General features: G+C 53.6%; 13 protein-coding genes. 5 read left to right on the forward strand and 8 right to left on the reverse strand.

Annotation, left to right across the window (positions count from 1 at the left end):
• Nucleotides 1–38 precede the first annotated feature (38 nt).
• Complete coding sequence (locus ACOTY9_RS17500; RefSeq protein WP_348565990.1) at nt 39–1,499, forward strand: PLP-dependent aminotransferase family protein; 1,461 nt, start codon at nt 39–41, stop codon at nt 1,497–1,499.
• Here ACOTY9_RS17500 and ACOTY9_RS17505 read toward each other — a convergent pair.
• From ACOTY9_RS17505 to acrA, 6 genes are all read right to left on the reverse strand, one after another.
• On the reverse strand, nt 1,471–1,938 hold the full coding sequence (locus ACOTY9_RS17505; protein WP_014882800.1) for a YlaC family protein: 468 nt from the start codon (nt 1,936–1,938) through the stop codon (nt 1,471–1,473). The genes ACOTY9_RS17500 and ACOTY9_RS17505 overlap by 29 nt on opposite strands.
• A 118-nt stretch (nt 1,939–2,056) precedes the next feature.
• The gene (gene maa / locus ACOTY9_RS17510; protein ID WP_348565991.1) at nt 2,057–2,608 is read right to left on the reverse strand and encodes a maltose O-acetyltransferase; all 552 of its coding nucleotides are present in this window, start codon (nt 2,606–2,608) and stop codon (nt 2,057–2,059) included.
• Nucleotides 2,609–2,817: 209 nt separating this feature from the next.
• Nucleotides 2,818–3,036, reverse strand: coding sequence for an HHA domain-containing protein (locus ACOTY9_RS17515; protein WP_014882802.1), 219 nt, complete (start codon nt 3,034–3,036; stop codon nt 2,818–2,820).
• Between the two features lie 27 nt (nt 3,037–3,063).
• Nucleotides 3,064–3,438, reverse strand: coding sequence for an Hha toxicity modulator TomB (gene tomB / locus ACOTY9_RS17520; RefSeq protein ID WP_008499288.1), 375 nt, complete (start codon nt 3,436–3,438; stop codon nt 3,064–3,066).
• A gap of 511 nt (nt 3,439–3,949) precedes the next feature.
• Entirely contained in the window at nt 3,950–7,096 is a 3,147-nt protein-coding gene (gene acrB, locus ACOTY9_RS17525) for a multidrug efflux RND transporter permease subunit AcrB (protein ID WP_014882803.1), read from the reverse strand.
• A 22-nt stretch (nt 7,097–7,118) separates the two neighbouring features.
• Nucleotides 7,119–8,312 carry a multidrug efflux RND transporter periplasmic adaptor subunit AcrA gene (acrA, locus tag ACOTY9_RS17530; protein WP_348565992.1) on the reverse strand — a complete coding sequence of 398 codons (1,194 nt, stop codon included), beginning with the start codon at nt 8,310–8,312 and terminating at the stop codon, nt 7,119–7,121.
• Nucleotides 8,313–8,453: 141 nt separating this feature from the next.
• Between acrA and acrR the strand changes: the two genes are divergently transcribed.
• Together acrR and mscK are read left to right on the forward strand one after the other, a co-directional pair.
• Nucleotides 8,454–9,107, forward strand: coding sequence for a multidrug efflux transporter transcriptional repressor AcrR (acrR, locus tag ACOTY9_RS17535; protein WP_014882805.1), 654 nt, complete (start codon nt 8,454–8,456; stop codon nt 9,105–9,107).
• A gap of 112 nt (nt 9,108–9,219) precedes the next feature.
• Nucleotides 9,220–12,567, forward strand: a complete 3,348-nt coding sequence (gene mscK, locus ACOTY9_RS17540; RefSeq protein WP_250127678.1) for a mechanosensitive channel MscK — start codon at nt 9,220–9,222, stop codon at nt 12,565–12,567.
• A 1-nt stretch (nt 12,568) separates the two neighbouring features.
• On the opposite strand, the gene rsmS is transcribed toward mscK, so the two are convergent.
• Together rsmS and priC are read right to left on the reverse strand one after the other, a co-directional pair.
• Nucleotides 12,569–12,754, reverse strand: a complete 186-nt coding sequence (rsmS, locus tag ACOTY9_RS17545; protein WP_023336826.1) for a pleiotropic regulatory protein RsmS — start codon at nt 12,752–12,754, stop codon at nt 12,569–12,571.
• A 14-nt stretch (nt 12,755–12,768) separates the two neighbouring features.
• Nucleotides 12,769–13,296 carry a primosomal replication protein N'' gene (priC, locus tag ACOTY9_RS17550; protein WP_014882808.1) on the reverse strand — a complete coding sequence of 176 codons (528 nt, stop codon included), beginning with the start codon at nt 13,294–13,296 and terminating at the stop codon, nt 12,769–12,771.
• Nucleotides 13,297–13,346: 50 nt separating this feature from the next.
• Between priC and ACOTY9_RS17555 the strand changes: the two genes are divergently transcribed.
• Nucleotides 13,347–13,724 (forward strand): DUF454 family protein, encoded by a 378-nt coding sequence (locus ACOTY9_RS17555; RefSeq protein WP_023332251.1) that lies wholly within the window; start codon nt 13,347–13,349, stop codon nt 13,722–13,724.
• A 152-nt stretch (nt 13,725–13,876) separates the two neighbouring features.
• Nucleotides 13,877–14,428 (forward strand): adenine phosphoribosyltransferase, encoded by a 552-nt coding sequence (gene apt / locus ACOTY9_RS17560; protein WP_000127359.1) that lies wholly within the window; start codon nt 13,877–13,879, stop codon nt 14,426–14,428.
• Nucleotides 14,429–14,441 lie beyond the last annotated feature (13 nt).

A 14,441-nucleotide genomic window follows, 5' to 3' on the forward strand; every position in this document is an offset into this window, starting at 1 on the left:
CACTTGGCTATGTTTTGTTGGTACCACAAGGAGATGAGATGAATATACCGGGTGATGAATTTTATACTTTGCTCCATGCTGCACTGAAAAAGCGTGGGGACGAGACACTCCAGCGGGCGCTCTATCTGGCTTTGCGAGAGGCCATCCTCAGCGGGAAACTTCAGTCCGGTAGCCAGCTATCCGGCTCGCGAACGCTGGCGCAGCAGCTTGCGGTTTCCCGGAACACCGTTAACGCGGCGCTGGACCAGCTTACGCTTGAAGGCTATTTGCTGCGTAACCGGCAGGGGACAAAGGTTGCTCAATTTGCGCATCGCGCACGCGTCCGGGCATTGCCGGCGCCTGAGGTTGTGCTGGCAAAACGGGTCACTCATCTGCCTGCGCCGGTGCAGCGTGATACTCCGGTCATGGCATTTACGCCGGGAACGCCCGCCATCAACTATTTCCCGTTGCCGCTGTGGCGGCGATTGTACGATCGCGTCTTGCGCGAGGAGGGGAACGCTCTGCTTGGGTATGGCGATCCGGCCGGAGAGCCGTCGCTTCGTGCGGCGATTGCTCGCCACCTCGCGCTTTCCCGGGGCATTGACTGCGACGCCAGCCAGATAGTGATAACCGAAGGGGCGCTTGAAGGGGTTAATTTGTGCACGATACTGTTGAGCGAACCTGGCGATGTTGCCTGGGTGGAAAACCCCGGCTACGCCGGGGCCAAAAGTGCCTTTGTCAAAACCGGCCTGACAATGACGGGAATGCCGGTGGATGATGAGGGAATGTGCTGGGAAGGGCGGAATGCGCCTTCCCCCACGCTGATTTTCACTTCGCCCTCGCATCAGTTCCCTTACGGAAGCGTGCTCAGCGCTCGGCGGCGGCTGGCGTTGCTGGAGCTGGCCCGACAGCACAACGCATGGATCATTGAAGATGATTACGACAGCGAGTTCCGTTATGCCGGTGAGCCCGTACCGGCCATGCTGGGAATGGTGAATAACGCCCCTGTTGTGTATCTCGGAACCTTCAGCAAAACGTTGTTTCCGTCACTCAGAATGGGGTTTATGGTGCTGCCGCCCGCACTGGCGAAGGCGTCGCGCGCTGCCATTGGCTCGCTGCTGCGCGGCGGGCATCGTGCGGAGCAGCGCGCCCTCGCGCTGTTCATTGAAGAAGGTCACTATGCCCGTCATCTTACTGCCATGCGTCGGCTTTATCGTAAACGTTACCGCCAGCTGCGCGAGGCGCTGAGCACAGCGCTTCACACCCCACACCGTATTCTTGCCGGAGAGGGCGGGATGCACCTGACGGTGACGATTGACGGTATTGATGACCAGAGGCTTGCGGAGAAGGCGAGGGCATTTCAGCTGGCACCCGCTGCGCTGAGCGGGTACTACCTGGAGGCGAAGCAGGGGCAAACCGGTCTGGTTTTAGGCTATGGCAATACCTCTGCTTCGCAGTTTGTGCCGGGTATCCGACGCCTGCAGGCGTTAATTACGCAGCAGCAGGGCGGGAAAGAGTAAAGACATCATAGAAAGAGAGCTGACCTTTGGTGGAAACCATTTTTTGCAGCTTCTCTTTTTGCACGGTTTCAACGGCCGGAGAGTGCATGATGCTCTCGATAAGCTCCGCAGGCACGAAACGCGTGTTGTACCATTCACCGTTGTAGCAGACCCGGAAATCGAGCACGTCGATATCTTCGTAACGGTAGCGGGGATTCACGTCGAAAAAGAAAAAAGCGTTAAAGACGACAAATAACACAACCAGTAGCCAGACGGAGTCCACCAGCGTCTCGGACTTCAGCATCACAATAAGCGTTGCCAGCCAGGCGGCATACATTGCGACAAACAGTCCGGGATGTTTGCGGATAAAGCTGATGCTAAAGCGCGGGCGATTATCGCGCTTTTCGCGGAGGTTAAGATCGTCGATGGTGGCGGTAAGCAGGCGCTGTATCTCGGTCATTTTTTGCCTTTATGCGTGTAGACAATACAGGGTGTCTGCCAATTTTAGGGGAGCCATCCCGCTGAAAAAAGTAACAGTCAGGCGCTAAAAGACCATAACAGTTGACTCCCCCGGGATCTTACAGCGTTTTGATGATCTTCGCCGGGTTACCCCCAACGACGACATTAGACGGGACGTCTTTCGTCACGACGGCACCGGAAGCGACGACCACGTTGTCACCCAGGGTAACGCCTGGGTTAATGACCGCCCGTCCGCCAATCCAGACATTATTGCCAATAGTGACGGGCTTACCAAACTCGACGCCGCTATTACGTTCCTCCGCATCCAGGGGATGGGTTGCTGTATAAATATGAACACCCGGCGCGAGCATACAGTTATCGCCGATATGAACAGGACACACATCCAGCATCACGCAATCGAAGTTCGCGTAAAAGTTTTTGCCCGGATAAATGTTATATCCATAGTCGCAGCGGAAACTCGGCTCAATATAAGCCCCTTCACTTTGCCCCAGCAGTTCCGCCAGAATGGTCTGGCGTTCTGTTTTTTCATCAGGCGCAGTGTGGTTATAGCGATGGATGAGATGGCGTGCCCGCAGTCTGTCGGCTCGTAGTGTCTCATCACCCGGGCGGTAATGTTCACCTGAAATCATCTTCTGTTTTTCAATGCTCATCGTAAACCTCTCTGGATGTGATTCCTGAAGGGTAATCGCAACTGGCCAGGAGGGGAACGTTCCCGAAAAGCCGATGTGAGCAGAGTCACAACATTGTTGCTGATGAGCGCGTTTAACACGGAGACCTGGCTTTCGCACAGGGAGCATAACGGGACAGGTAAATACAGCTTAGAACGTGGCGTAGAAACTCTACAGACACACTTCAAAGATCAACGAACAAATTTCCACACGGATGTGGGGATTTTGTCATATAACTTATTCATCGTTAGCTCAGCGAGGCGATGGTCAGCAGCTGAATAAAATACCGCCAGTTCATTATCAGAAAGCTCGTATTTATTCTTTTCAATGACACGTTCGAGGGTGTCAATTGACTGACAACGACGTAAGCGCATCAAATAATCGACCTTTGTGAGTGGTTTTTCAGACATAAATTCACCTTAGTAATTGTAATAATTTTAACAGGAAAGGCTAACGGGGTTAGCTCTGCTCACGTTGACGAAACAGCGGAATAGTCGGTTTCCCGATTTGCGCCATTTTTGCAAATCCTGAGCGTTAATGCCGTAACTACTGAACAACATAAAGGTGTCGTCCAGGTATTCATCAATTTGCTCAATGAGCTTATTATCTTCATTGTACTTAATTTTATAATTAAGTGCGAAGGTAGCGATATGCTCGATAAGCTCGTTCAACTGTAAATTGATGGCAGACGTTGGATCGTTTACCCAGCCATGGTTACTTTCATCAAGATTGGCAAGGCAGTCATGGTACAAGGATTCGCAGAGAAATTTCAACTGCGCGATATCATGCCGTTTTGGCGAGTACTCGTCCATAGCGCATCCCCTTCTGAGTGATTTATTACTCACCGAACATCATTGTCGGGATGGATACAACTGACTTAGCTACATGAGTGCTGTGTTCCTGATAACCTAACTATAAGCCACTCCTGTCTGGATTTCACCGCGCTATTACGAAAAATTACAAATAAAACCGCAGGCTGCGAGACTCTACGCAAATGTTCATCCGGAACGGAACATTTTTATCCAGATTAACGCTTGTTTTGTTAGCTTCCTTACGTTTCATTAGCTTAGGTTTGCGTCTGAAGAAAAAGTTCAAATCCGGAGTTCTGTTTTTCCGAACTTTTAATTAGGAATATTCCTAACCCTCTGACCGAAGAAATGAATTTAAAAAAATCCTGTATTCTCGGATTACGTTATCCGTTATTTATGATATGTCCTGTTACGCTGGCAGAAAATAAATAAAAACACAATAAGCGTATTTTATGATTTTTTCTTAAAATGAAAAAGGCCGCTAATGCGGCCTTTTTATGATGTGAAACCGGTATCAGTGCGGTTCTACCGAATGACTGTGCTCAACATCTTCATTTTTGCGGCTGAAGCGGCGGCGAACCACCACGAAGAACACCGGAACGAAGAAGATAGCCAGCACGGTCGCGGTGATCATACCGCCCATCACGCCAGTACCGACCGCGTTCTGCGCACCGGAGCCCGCGCCAGAGCTGATAACCAGCGGCAGTACGCCGAGGATAAACGCCAGTGACGTCATCAGAATAGGACGCAGACGCATACGTACCGCTTCAAGCGTCGCCTCGATAAGCCCTTTACCTTCTTTCTCCATCAGGTCTTTGGCGAATTCAACGATAAGTATCGCGTTCTTCGCCGACAAGCCAATAGTTGTCAGCAGGCCTACCTGGAAGTACACGTCGTTGGTCAATCCACGGAACGTAGCCGCCAGCAGTGCACCGATAACCCCGAGTGGAACCACCAGCATAACGGAGAACGGAATCGACCAGCTCTCATACAGTGCCGCCAGACACAGGAATACCACAATCAAAGAAATGGCATACAGGGCAGGGGCCTGGTTACCGGACAGACGTTCCTGATAGGACATACCGGTCCAGTCATAGCCGATGCCCGAAGGCAATTTGCTCGCCAGCTCTTCCATCAGGTTCATGGCTTCACCGGTGCTTCGGCCTGGTGCGGCCTGACCCAGGATCTCCATTGATGGCAGACCGTTGTAACGTTCCAGACGTGGTGAACCATATTCCCAGCGTGACGTTGAGAACGCCGCGAACGGAACCATCTGACCATTGCTGCCGCGAACGTACCAGTTGTTAATATCGTTCGGCAACATACGGTACTGCGCCTCTGACATCACGTACACTTTCTTCACACGACCACGGTCGATGAAGTCGTTCACGTAGCTACCGCCCCAGGCCGCGCCCAGTGTGGTATTGATGTCGCTGATGGACACGCCCAGCGCCTGTGCTTTCTCCTGGTCGATATCGATCTTGTACTGCGGCGTATCTTCCAGACCGTTTGGACGCACGCCAACCAGCAGGTCAGGGTGTTTCGCCACCTCGCCGAACAGTTGGTTACGTGCCTGCGTCAGTTTTTCGTGACCCAGACCGCCCTGGTCGATCAGCTGGAAGTCGAAACCGGTCGCGGTACCCAGTTCAACAATCGCTGGCAGGTTAAAGGCGAAGACCATCGCATCCTTAATCTGCGAGAAGGTCCCCATTGCACGGCCAGTGATGGCCTCAACTTTGTTCTCTTCGCCCGGACGATCCGCCCAGTCTTTCAGAGAGACGAAGGCGATACCGGTGTTCTGACCACGACCCGCAAAGCCAAAGCCGTTAACCGCAAACACGGACTCAACGTTCGCTTTCTCTTTGGTGAGGTAGTAGTCCGTCACTTCATCCAGCACTTTCTGGGTACGCTCCTGCGATGCACCCGCCGGAAGCTGCGCCATCGTCAGGAACACGCCCTGGTCTTCATCAGGCAGGAACGAGCTTGGCAGACGAACGAACAGATAGGCCATGCCGACGACAATGATGATATAGAGCAGCAGATAACGACCGGTGCTACGCAGGATGTTGCCCACGCTGTCGGTGTAGTGGTGCGTGCTCTTGTCAAACATGCGGTTAAACCAGCCGAAGAACCCTTTATGCTCGCCATGACCGCCTTTCTGAATGGGCTTCAGCATGGTGGCACACAGCGCAGGCGTCAGGATCAATGCGACCAGTACCGACAGCGCCATCGCGGAAACGATGGTAATCGAGAACTGGCGGTAAATCGCACCGGTAGAGCCGCCGAAGAAGGCCATCGGGATAAATACCGCCGACAGTACCATCGCGATACCGACCAGCGCGCCCTGGATCTGGCCCATGGATTTACGGGTTGCTTCCTTCGGCGGTAAACCCTCTTCCGCCATGACACGCTCGACGTTCTCTACCACTACGATGGCGTCATCCACCAACAGGCCGATGGCAAGCACCATCCCGAACATCGTCAGGGTATTTATCGAGAATCCAAAGGCCGCAAGGATGGCAAAGGTCCCCAGCAGAACGACCGGCACGGCGATGGTTGGGATCAGCGTCGCGCGGAAGTTTTGCAGGAACAGATACATCACCAGGAAGACCAGGATAATCGCTTCTACCAGCGTTTTAACCACTTCATGAATCGAAATTTTTACGAACGGCGTCGTGTCGTACGGGTAGACGATTTTCAGACCTGACGGGAAGAACGGTTCCATCTTCTTCAACTCTGCGCGGATCGCCGTGGCGGTGTCCAGGGCGTTAGCGCCGGTCGCCAGTTTAATACCCAGACCGGAAGCCGGTTTACCGTTAAACTTCGCAATGATGTCGTAGTTTTCGCCACCCAGCTCCACTTTCGCTACGTCGCGCAGGCGAACCTGCGAACCGTCCTGATTCACTTTCAGCAGGATTTTGCTGAACTCATCGGCGGAGGTCAGACGGGTTTGCGCGATAATGGACGCGTTAAGCTGCTGGCCTTTCACAGGTGGTGTACCGCCTAACTGACCGGCTGCCACCTGGGCGTTCTGCGCTTTAATCGCGTTAATCACGTCAACCGGCGTCAGCTGGAAGTTGTTCAGTTTGTTCGGATCCATCCAGATACGCATCGCGTACTGAGAACCGAACAGCTGAACGTCACCCACACCGGAAGTACGGCTGATGGCATCCTTCATGTTGGCGCCCACGTAGTCGGAAATATCCTCCTGCGTCATGGTGCCGTTGGTGTTGATAACGCCAACAACCATCAGGAAGCTACTGGACGATTTCTCGACGCTCACGCCCTGCTGTTGTACTTCCTGCGGCAGCAACGGCATTGCCAGCTGCAGTTTGTTCTGCACCTGAACCTGCGCGATGTCAGCATCGGTACCTGACTCGAAGGTCAGGGTGATCTGTACTGTACCGGTTGAGTCACTGTTTGATGACATGTACATCAGGTTATCGATACCGTTCATGTTCTGTTCGATAACCTGGGTGACGGTGTCCTGCACCGTTTTCGCATCAGCGCCCGGGTAGGTTGCGGAAATTGTCACCGCCGGTGGCGCAATCGTTGGATATTGCGCGACAGGCAGCTTCAGGATCGCAAGTCCCCCGGCCAACATGATGATAATGGCGATCACCCACGCAAATATGGGGCGATCGATAAAGAAATTAGGCATGTCTTAACGGCTCCTGTTTAAGTTAAGACTTGGTTTTTTCTGACTGGTCAGCGGCCGAAGCAGATTGTTTATCGTCAGATTTCACTTCCTGTGCTTTGACCTGCGCACCAGGACGAACTTTTTGCAAACCAGTAACAATCACGCGATCGCCATCTTTCAGACCTTCCGTCACCAGCCATTTATCGCCAATCGCCTGAGTGGCGGTAATGTTGCGCATTTCGACTTTGTCATCCGCCCCGACAACCAGCGCGCTCGCATCGCCACGTGGCGTACGGGTCACACCCTGCTGTGGAACCAGAAGTGCGGTTGGATTGGTGCCTTCTTCCAGACGCGCGCGAACGAACATACCTGGCAGCAGATTTTTGTCAGGGTTCGGGAAAATCGCCCGTAAGGTGATGGAACCGGTAGTCTGGTCGACCGTCACATCGGAGAACTCCAGAGTCCCTTCCTGCGGGAACTTGATACCGTCGTTGGTCACTAGCTCCACTTTGGCTTTGCCGTTTTCCTGTTTCAGGGTGCCGTTAGCCAGCTCCTGTTTCAGGCGCAGGAAATCATTGCTGGACTGGGTTACGTCAACGTAGATCGGATCAAGCTGCTGCACGGTAGCCAGCGCAGTGGTTTGTCCGTTCTGTACCAGCGCCCCTTCCGTGACGGAAGATTTACCAATACGACCGCTGATAGGGGAGGTCACTTTGGTATAGGCCAGATTAATACGTGCGGTTTCGACGGCCGCTTTGGCGGCCACCACGGCGGCGTTAGCCTGCTGGGCATCGGCCAGAGCGGTATCATAATCCTGTTGACTGATGTACTTCGTACCGAGCAGTTTTTGATAACGGTTCAGCGTCAGCTGGGCGATTTTGGCGGCGGCTTGCGCTTTTGCCAGGTCGCCTTTGGCGCTTTCATAAGAGGCCTGATAGGTCGCGGGATCAATCTGATACAGAGACTCACCGGCTTTCACATCACCGCCTTCGGTAAAGTTACGTTTCAGGATAATGCCACTCACCTGAGGGCGAACTTCCGCAATGCGATAGGCATTGGTACGGCCAGGTAATTCGGTGGTGATCTGCAGAGGTTCAGATTTGAGTGTCACTACGCCGACTTCTGGCGCCTGCTGAGCTCCTTGTTGAGCTGGTTTGTCGTCACATCCTGTTAGCGCTAAGCTGCCTGAGAGCATCAGAACGACCGCCAGAGGCGTTAACCCTCTGTTTTTGTTCATATGTAAACCTCGAGTGTCCGATTTCAAATTGATCAATGGTCCTGAGTCCAAAAACCCATTGCTGCGTTTATATTATCGTCATGCTATGGTACATACATTCACAAATGTATGTAAATCTGACTCCTGTAAATTCACTCACCTATGGCACGAAAAACTAAACAACAAGCGCTGGAAACCCGACAACATATCCTTGATGTGGCAATACGTTTGTTCTCTCAGCAGGGTGTTTCATCAACCTCGTTGGCACAAATTGCTCAGGCTGCTGGCGTGACTCGGGGTGCGATTTACTGGCATTTTAAAGATAAGTCAGATCTGTTCAGTGAAATCTGGGAGCTTTCAGAGTCCAGCATTAGCGATCTTGAGAGTGAGTATCGGGCAAAATTCCCTGACGATCCACTCTCAGTATTAAGAGAGATATTAGTATATATCCTTGAAGCTACGGTAGTTGAAGAACGTCGCAGATTAATGATGGAAATAATTTTTCATAAATGCGAGTTCGTGGGCGAGATGGCGGTGGTGCAGCAGGCGCAGCGTAGTTTGTGCCTGGAGAGTTATGACCGCATTGAACAAACGCTCACCCAGTGTATGCAGGCGAAGCTGTTACCGGCTAATTTACTGACTCGTCGGGCGGCTATCCTGATGCGCAGCTATATTTCGGGCCTGATGGAAAACTGGCTTTTTGCGCCGGACTCCTTTGACCTCAAGCAGGAAGCACGCAGCTACGTCGCGATTTTACTGGAAATGTGTCAGTTCTGCCCGACGCTGCGCAGCGATGCCCCTTCGTTACCCGCCTGAGCCATTCCAGGATTTATCTTAGAGGATAACGTTCACGCTATTCTGCTTCAGACGAGCGTGATATTCTTCACGCCGGACTATTATCGGTCATCTGCTGACATCATTCACAACTATGCTGCCCATCAATCGCTCGCAACATCCTGTTTTTGCATTGCTCTTTGCTATGCTGTTTTTCTTCTCCACCGGACCGCTTTCGTGGGCCCGCGCAGATAACAGTACGGATATCCCCTCACGCAGTGATATTCAGTCGCAACTCGACACCCTGAACAAACAAAAAGAGCTCTCTCCGCAGGAGAAACTCACCCAGCAGGATCTGACAGAGACGCTGGAAAACATTGATAAAATTGAGCGCGTTAAAGCAGAAACCACCCAGCTTCGTCAGAAGGTGGCGCAGGCGCCTGAGAACATGCGCAAGGCCACGGAAGCGCTGAATGCGCTGAGTGACGTCGATAACGACGACGAAACGCGTAAGACGCTCGCCACGCTTTCTTTGCGTCAGCTGGAGTCGCGCGTTGCCCAACTGCTCGACGATCTGCAAACCGCGCAGTCCGACCTCGCGACCTACAACAGTCAGCTCGTCTCTCTGCAAACCCAGCCCGAGCGCGTGCAAAATGCGATGTATACCGCGTCTCAGCAGCTGCAGCAGATCCGCAACCGCCTGAACGGTACGACGGTGGGGGAAGGTACGCTTCGCCCAACTCAGCAAACTCTGCTGCTGGTTCAGCAGTCATTACTCAATGCGCAAATTGAACAGCAGCGTAAAAGCCTGGAAGGGAATACGGTGCTGCAGGACACGCTCCAGAAACAGCGTGATTACGTCACGGCGAATATTAATCGTCTGGAACACCAGCTTCAGCTGCTGCAGGAAGCGGTAAACAGTAAGCGTCTGACCCTGACGGAAAAAACGGCCCAGGAGGCGGTATCGCCGGACGAAACAGCCCGTATTCAGGCCAACCCGCTGGTGAAACAGGAGCTTGAGGCTAACCATCAGCTGAGTCAGCGTCTGATTCTGGCGACGGAAAACGGCAACTCGCTGGTTCAGCAAAACATTAAAGTGAAAAACTGGCTGGATCGGGCGCTGCAGGCGGAACGCAACATCAAAGAACAGATCGCGGTCCTGAAAGGTAGCCTCCTGCTGTCGCGTATTCTCTACCAGCAGCAGCAGACGCTGCCGTCCGCCGACGAGCTGGAAGACATGACTAACCGCATTGCGGATTTGCGTCTGGAACAATTTGACGTGAATCAGCAGCGTGATGCCCTTTTCCAGAGCGATAACTTCGTCGCCAAAATTGAAGAGGGTCATTCCAGCGACGTGAATCCGGAAGTGCATGACGCGCTGCTCCAGGTCGTCGATATGCGCCGTGAGCTATTGGATCAGCTCAACAAACAGCTGGGCAACCAGCTGATGATGGCCATCAACCTGCAGATCAACCAGCAGCAGCTGGTCAGCGTTTCCAAAAGCCTGCAGGAGATTTTGACGCAGCAAATTTTCTGGGTGAACAGCAACAAGCCGATGGACTGGGACTGGGTGAAGTCCTTCCCTGAACAGCTGAAAACGCAGATCAAGAGCATGAAAATCACCGTGAACTGGGAGAAAGCCTGGCCTGCGGTAATGATTGCTTTCCTGGCAGGATTACCCCTGCTGCTGATTGCCGGTCTGATTCGCTGGCGTTTGAAATGGCTTAAACAGTACCAGGCGAAGCTGGCCTCGGAAGTGGGGCAACTGCGCAACGACAGCCAGCTCCATACGCCAAAAGCGATTCTGATCGACCTTATTCGCGCTCTGCCGGTGTGCCTGATTATTCTGGCGGTAGGCCTGATTCTGCTCACCATGCAGCTTAACGTCAGCGATCTGCTGTGGGCATTCAGCAAAAAACTGGCGCTGTTCTGGCTGGTGTTTGGCCTGTGCTGGAAGGTCCTGGAAAAAGACGGCGTTGCGGTCCGTCATTTCAACATGCCTGCCCAACTGACCAGCCACTGGCGTCGTCAGATTGTACGTGTCAGCCTGGCGCTGCTGCCGCTTCACTTCTGGTCGGTTGTTTCTGAACTGTCTCCGCTGCATCTGATGGATGATGTGCTGGGTCAGCTGGTCATTATGCTGAACCTGCTGCTGATTGCCATCCTCATGTGGCCGATGTGCCGCGATAGCTGGCGTGATAAAGAGTCCCACAATATTCGTCTGGCCACCGTGACGGTACTGGCGATCATTCCGCTGGCGCTGATGGTGCTCACGGCGACGGGCTACTTCTATACCACGCTGCGTCTGTCCGGGCGCTGGATCGAAACGGTCTATCTGGTGATCGTCTGGAATCTGCTCTATCAAACCGTACTGCGCGGGTTAAGCGTCGCGGCTCGCCGTATTGCTTACCGTCGTGCCATCGCGCGTCGTCAGCATCAGGTGAAAGAGGGCGCCGAAGGGGCGGAGCCACAGGAAGAACCGACCATCGCGCTGGAGCAGGTCAACCAGCAGACGCTGCGTATCACTATGCTGGTGATGATCGCGCTGTTTGCGGTGATGTTCTGGGCTATCTGGTCTGATTTAATTACCGTTTTCGCCTACCTCGACAGCATCACCCTCTGGCAGTACAACGGCACCGAAGCTGGCGCCGCGGTGATGAAAAGCGTCACCATGGGCAGCCTGCTGTTTGCGCTGGTGTCGTCGGTGGTAGCCTGGGCGCTGATTCGCAACCTGCCGGGTCTGCTGGAAGTGCTGGTCCTCTCGCGGCTGAACCTGCGTCAGGGGGCGTCGTACGCTATCACTACGATCCTGAACTACGTCATTATTATTGTCGGGGCGATGACGGTATTCGGCTCGCTGGGCGTCTCGTGGGATAAACTCCAGTGGCTGGCGGCCGCCCTCTCGGTAGGTCTGGGTTTTGGCCTGCAGGAGATCTTCGGTAACTTTGTCTCCGGTCTGATCATCCTGTTCGAACGTCCGGTGCGAATTGGCGATACCGTCACCATCGGGACGTTCTCCGGTACGGTCAGCAAGATCCGCATTCGTGCCACCACGATTACCGATTTCGATCGCAAAGAGGTGATCATCCCGAACAAGGCGTTCGTGACCGAGCGTCTGATCAACTGGTCGCTCTCTGATACGGTGACGCGCGTGGTGATCCGCCTGGGCGTAGCCTATGGATCGGATCTGGAGAAGGTGAAAGAGGTGCTGCTGAAGGCAGCCTCAGAACATCCGAAAGTGATGCACGATCCGGCTCCGGCGGTGTTCTTCACCACCTTCGGGCCAAGCACGCTGGATCATGAACTGCGTTTATACGTGCGTGAACTGCGTGACCGTAGCTACACGGTAGATGAGCTTAACCGGTCTATCGATCGCCTGTGCCGTGAAAACGATATTAATATCGCCTTCAACCAGCTTGAAGTTCACCTGCGTAACGAAAAAGGTGATGAGCATACGGAAGTGAAGCGCGACATTAAAGGTGACGATCCCACTCCGGCTTAATCTATTTTCCCTCTCCCTGTGGGAGAGGGTTAGGGTGAGGGCTACTGGCCTTCACCTTTCCTTCGAAATCCCGCTGCACAATCTCCAGCGCTTTCAGCACCGTTTCGGCGGGAATATCATGATTCTCCAGCAGCATAATTAAATCGACGGCCAGCTTGACCTCATCGGGTGCATTTTCCAGTGACATGGGTGTGGCTCCTGTTAGCGGGTCAAACGTTCAATGACGCGTTCAATCTCATCCAGCGCCTGACGGCAGCGCACAATGCGGCCTTCCAGGGCGCTAATCTCGCGCATCAATAATTGTTGTTCTTCCAGCGTTTCGCTGTTATTCAGCCGCACTTCGCGCTCACGTTTCATCTCAAACAGTCGGCGTTCAAACTCCTGATTCTCCAGCCGCTTGCGCTGCCATTTGCCGAGTCCGGGCGAGCCGCTGTCCCAGGCGCGTAGCGGCCAGGCGGCAATTTCGCGATGCAGGGCGGTGATTTGCTCAGTGAGATGCTCTGCAAGCCACGCCACCTGTTCCTGCTGTTCACTTTCAACCGCATGGCAAAGCTCGTCAAGGTGGGTCTGCGCCTCAGCCAGGTAATCCTGAATGACCGTACTGCGGGTACGAAAAAGCTGCCGATCAAAGCGCGGCTTCAGCGTGGCGTGCCCCAGCAGAGGGGTGGCCTCTGCTCGCAGGGTGGTCAACTGTTTTTGCAGCGTCTCCAGAAGCAAGGCTGTTTTCAAAACGCTCTCCAGTGGTAAAGTAGCCGTTCAGTTTGATAACGATTCGCATTATGCAGCGTACTATTTTAATCATCATTGGCTGGCTCGCGGTAGTGCTGGGTACACTGGGTGTGGTTTTACCCTTACTGCCCACCACGCCGTTTATCCTGCTGGCAGCCTGGTGCTTCGCCCGCTCGTCGCCGCGTTTTCACCACTGGCTGCTTTATCGCTCATGGTTTGGTGGCTACCTGCGCCACTGGCAAAAACACCGTGCCATGCCGCCCGGCGCGAAGCCGCGCGCGATTGCGGTGATCCTCATTACCTTTGCTATTTCATTATGGCTGGTGAAAATGATGTGGGTGCGGATCCTGCTGCTGATCATTCTGACCTGCCTGCTTATCTTCATGTGGCGGATCCCCGTGGTTGATGAAAAGCAACAAAAGCACTGAAGCCTCATAATGGCTGTTGCAATTATTGCGTACAGCCAGTAAATTCGACCGTTTTCGAGCACAGGCGCGCCTGGTTAAAGGTTAAACGATTGTTACCTTTACCCACTCCGTTGCGCGTCGTGAGTAACACTGTTTCATTTAGGCACAAACCGATGACCGCAACTGCACAGCAGCTTGAATATCTGAAAAACAGCATCAAAAGCATCCAGGACTATCCAAAACCTGGCATTCTTTTCCGTGATGTCACCAGCTTGCTGGAAGACCCGAAAGCGTACGCGCTCAGCATTGAACTGCTGGTCGAGCGTTATAAAAACGCCGGGATCACCAAAGTAGTAGGTACCGAAGCCCGTGGCTTCCTGTTTGGCGCACCGGTTGCGCTGGCAATGGGCGTGGGTTTTGTGCCGGTGCGTAAACCGCGCAAACTGCCGCGTGAAACCATCGCAGAGAGCTACGAGCTGGAGTACGGCACCGATCAGCTGGAAATCCACGTTGATGCGATCAAGCCTGGCGACAAAGTGCTGGTGGTGGACGATCTGCTGGCGACCGGCGGCACCATCGAAGCGACCGTGAAGCTGATCCGTCGTCTGGGTGGCGAAGTGACCGACGCGGCGTTCATCATTAACCTGTTCGATCTCGGCGGCGAACAGCGCCTGGAAAAACAGGGCATTACCAGCTACAGCCTGGTGCCATTCCCGGGTCATTAATCCCGGTTTTCAC

It is taken from the genome of Enterobacter cloacae complex sp. SHL012 (assembly GCF_049237505.1).
Taxonomy (GTDB): Bacteria; Pseudomonadota; Gammaproteobacteria; order Enterobacterales; family Enterobacteriaceae; genus Enterobacter; species Enterobacter kobei.

What these genes read in the sequence shown, in the direction of transcription:
- ACOTY9_RS17500 (WP_348565990.1), top strand. Translation starts at nt 39, where the DNA reads ATGAATATACCGGGTGATGAATTTTATACTTTGCTCCATGCTGCACTG.
- ACOTY9_RS17505 (WP_014882800.1), bottom strand. Translation starts at nt 1,938, where the DNA reads ATGACCGAGATACAGCGCCTGCTTACCGCCACCATCGACGATCTTAAC.
- maa (WP_348565991.1), bottom strand. Translation starts at nt 2,608, where the DNA reads ATGAGCATTGAAAAACAGAAGATGATTTCAGGTGAACATTACCGCCCG.
- ACOTY9_RS17515 (WP_014882802.1), bottom strand. Translation starts at nt 3,036, where the DNA reads ATGTCTGAAAAACCACTCACAAAGGTCGATTATTTGATGCGCTTACGT.
- tomB (WP_008499288.1), bottom strand. Translation starts at nt 3,438, where the DNA reads ATGGACGAGTACTCGCCAAAACGGCATGATATCGCGCAGTTGAAATTT.
- acrB (WP_014882803.1), bottom strand. Translation starts at nt 7,096, where the DNA reads ATGCCTAATTTCTTTATCGATCGCCCCATATTTGCGTGGGTGATCGCC.
- acrA (WP_348565992.1), bottom strand. Translation starts at nt 8,312, where the DNA reads ATGAACAAAAACAGAGGGTTAACGCCTCTGGCGGTCGTTCTGATGCTC.
- acrR (WP_014882805.1), top strand. Translation starts at nt 8,454, where the DNA reads ATGGCACGAAAAACTAAACAACAAGCGCTGGAAACCCGACAACATATC.
- mscK (WP_250127678.1), top strand. Translation starts at nt 9,220, where the DNA reads ATGCTGCCCATCAATCGCTCGCAACATCCTGTTTTTGCATTGCTCTTT.
- rsmS (WP_023336826.1), bottom strand. Translation starts at nt 12,754, where the DNA reads ATGTCACTGGAAAATGCACCCGATGAGGTCAAGCTGGCCGTCGATTTA.
- ACOTY9_RS17555 (WP_023332251.1), top strand. Translation starts at nt 13,347, where the DNA reads ATGCAGCGTACTATTTTAATCATCATTGGCTGGCTCGCGGTAGTGCTG.
- apt (WP_000127359.1), top strand. Translation starts at nt 13,877, where the DNA reads ATGACCGCAACTGCACAGCAGCTTGAATATCTGAAAAACAGCATCAAA.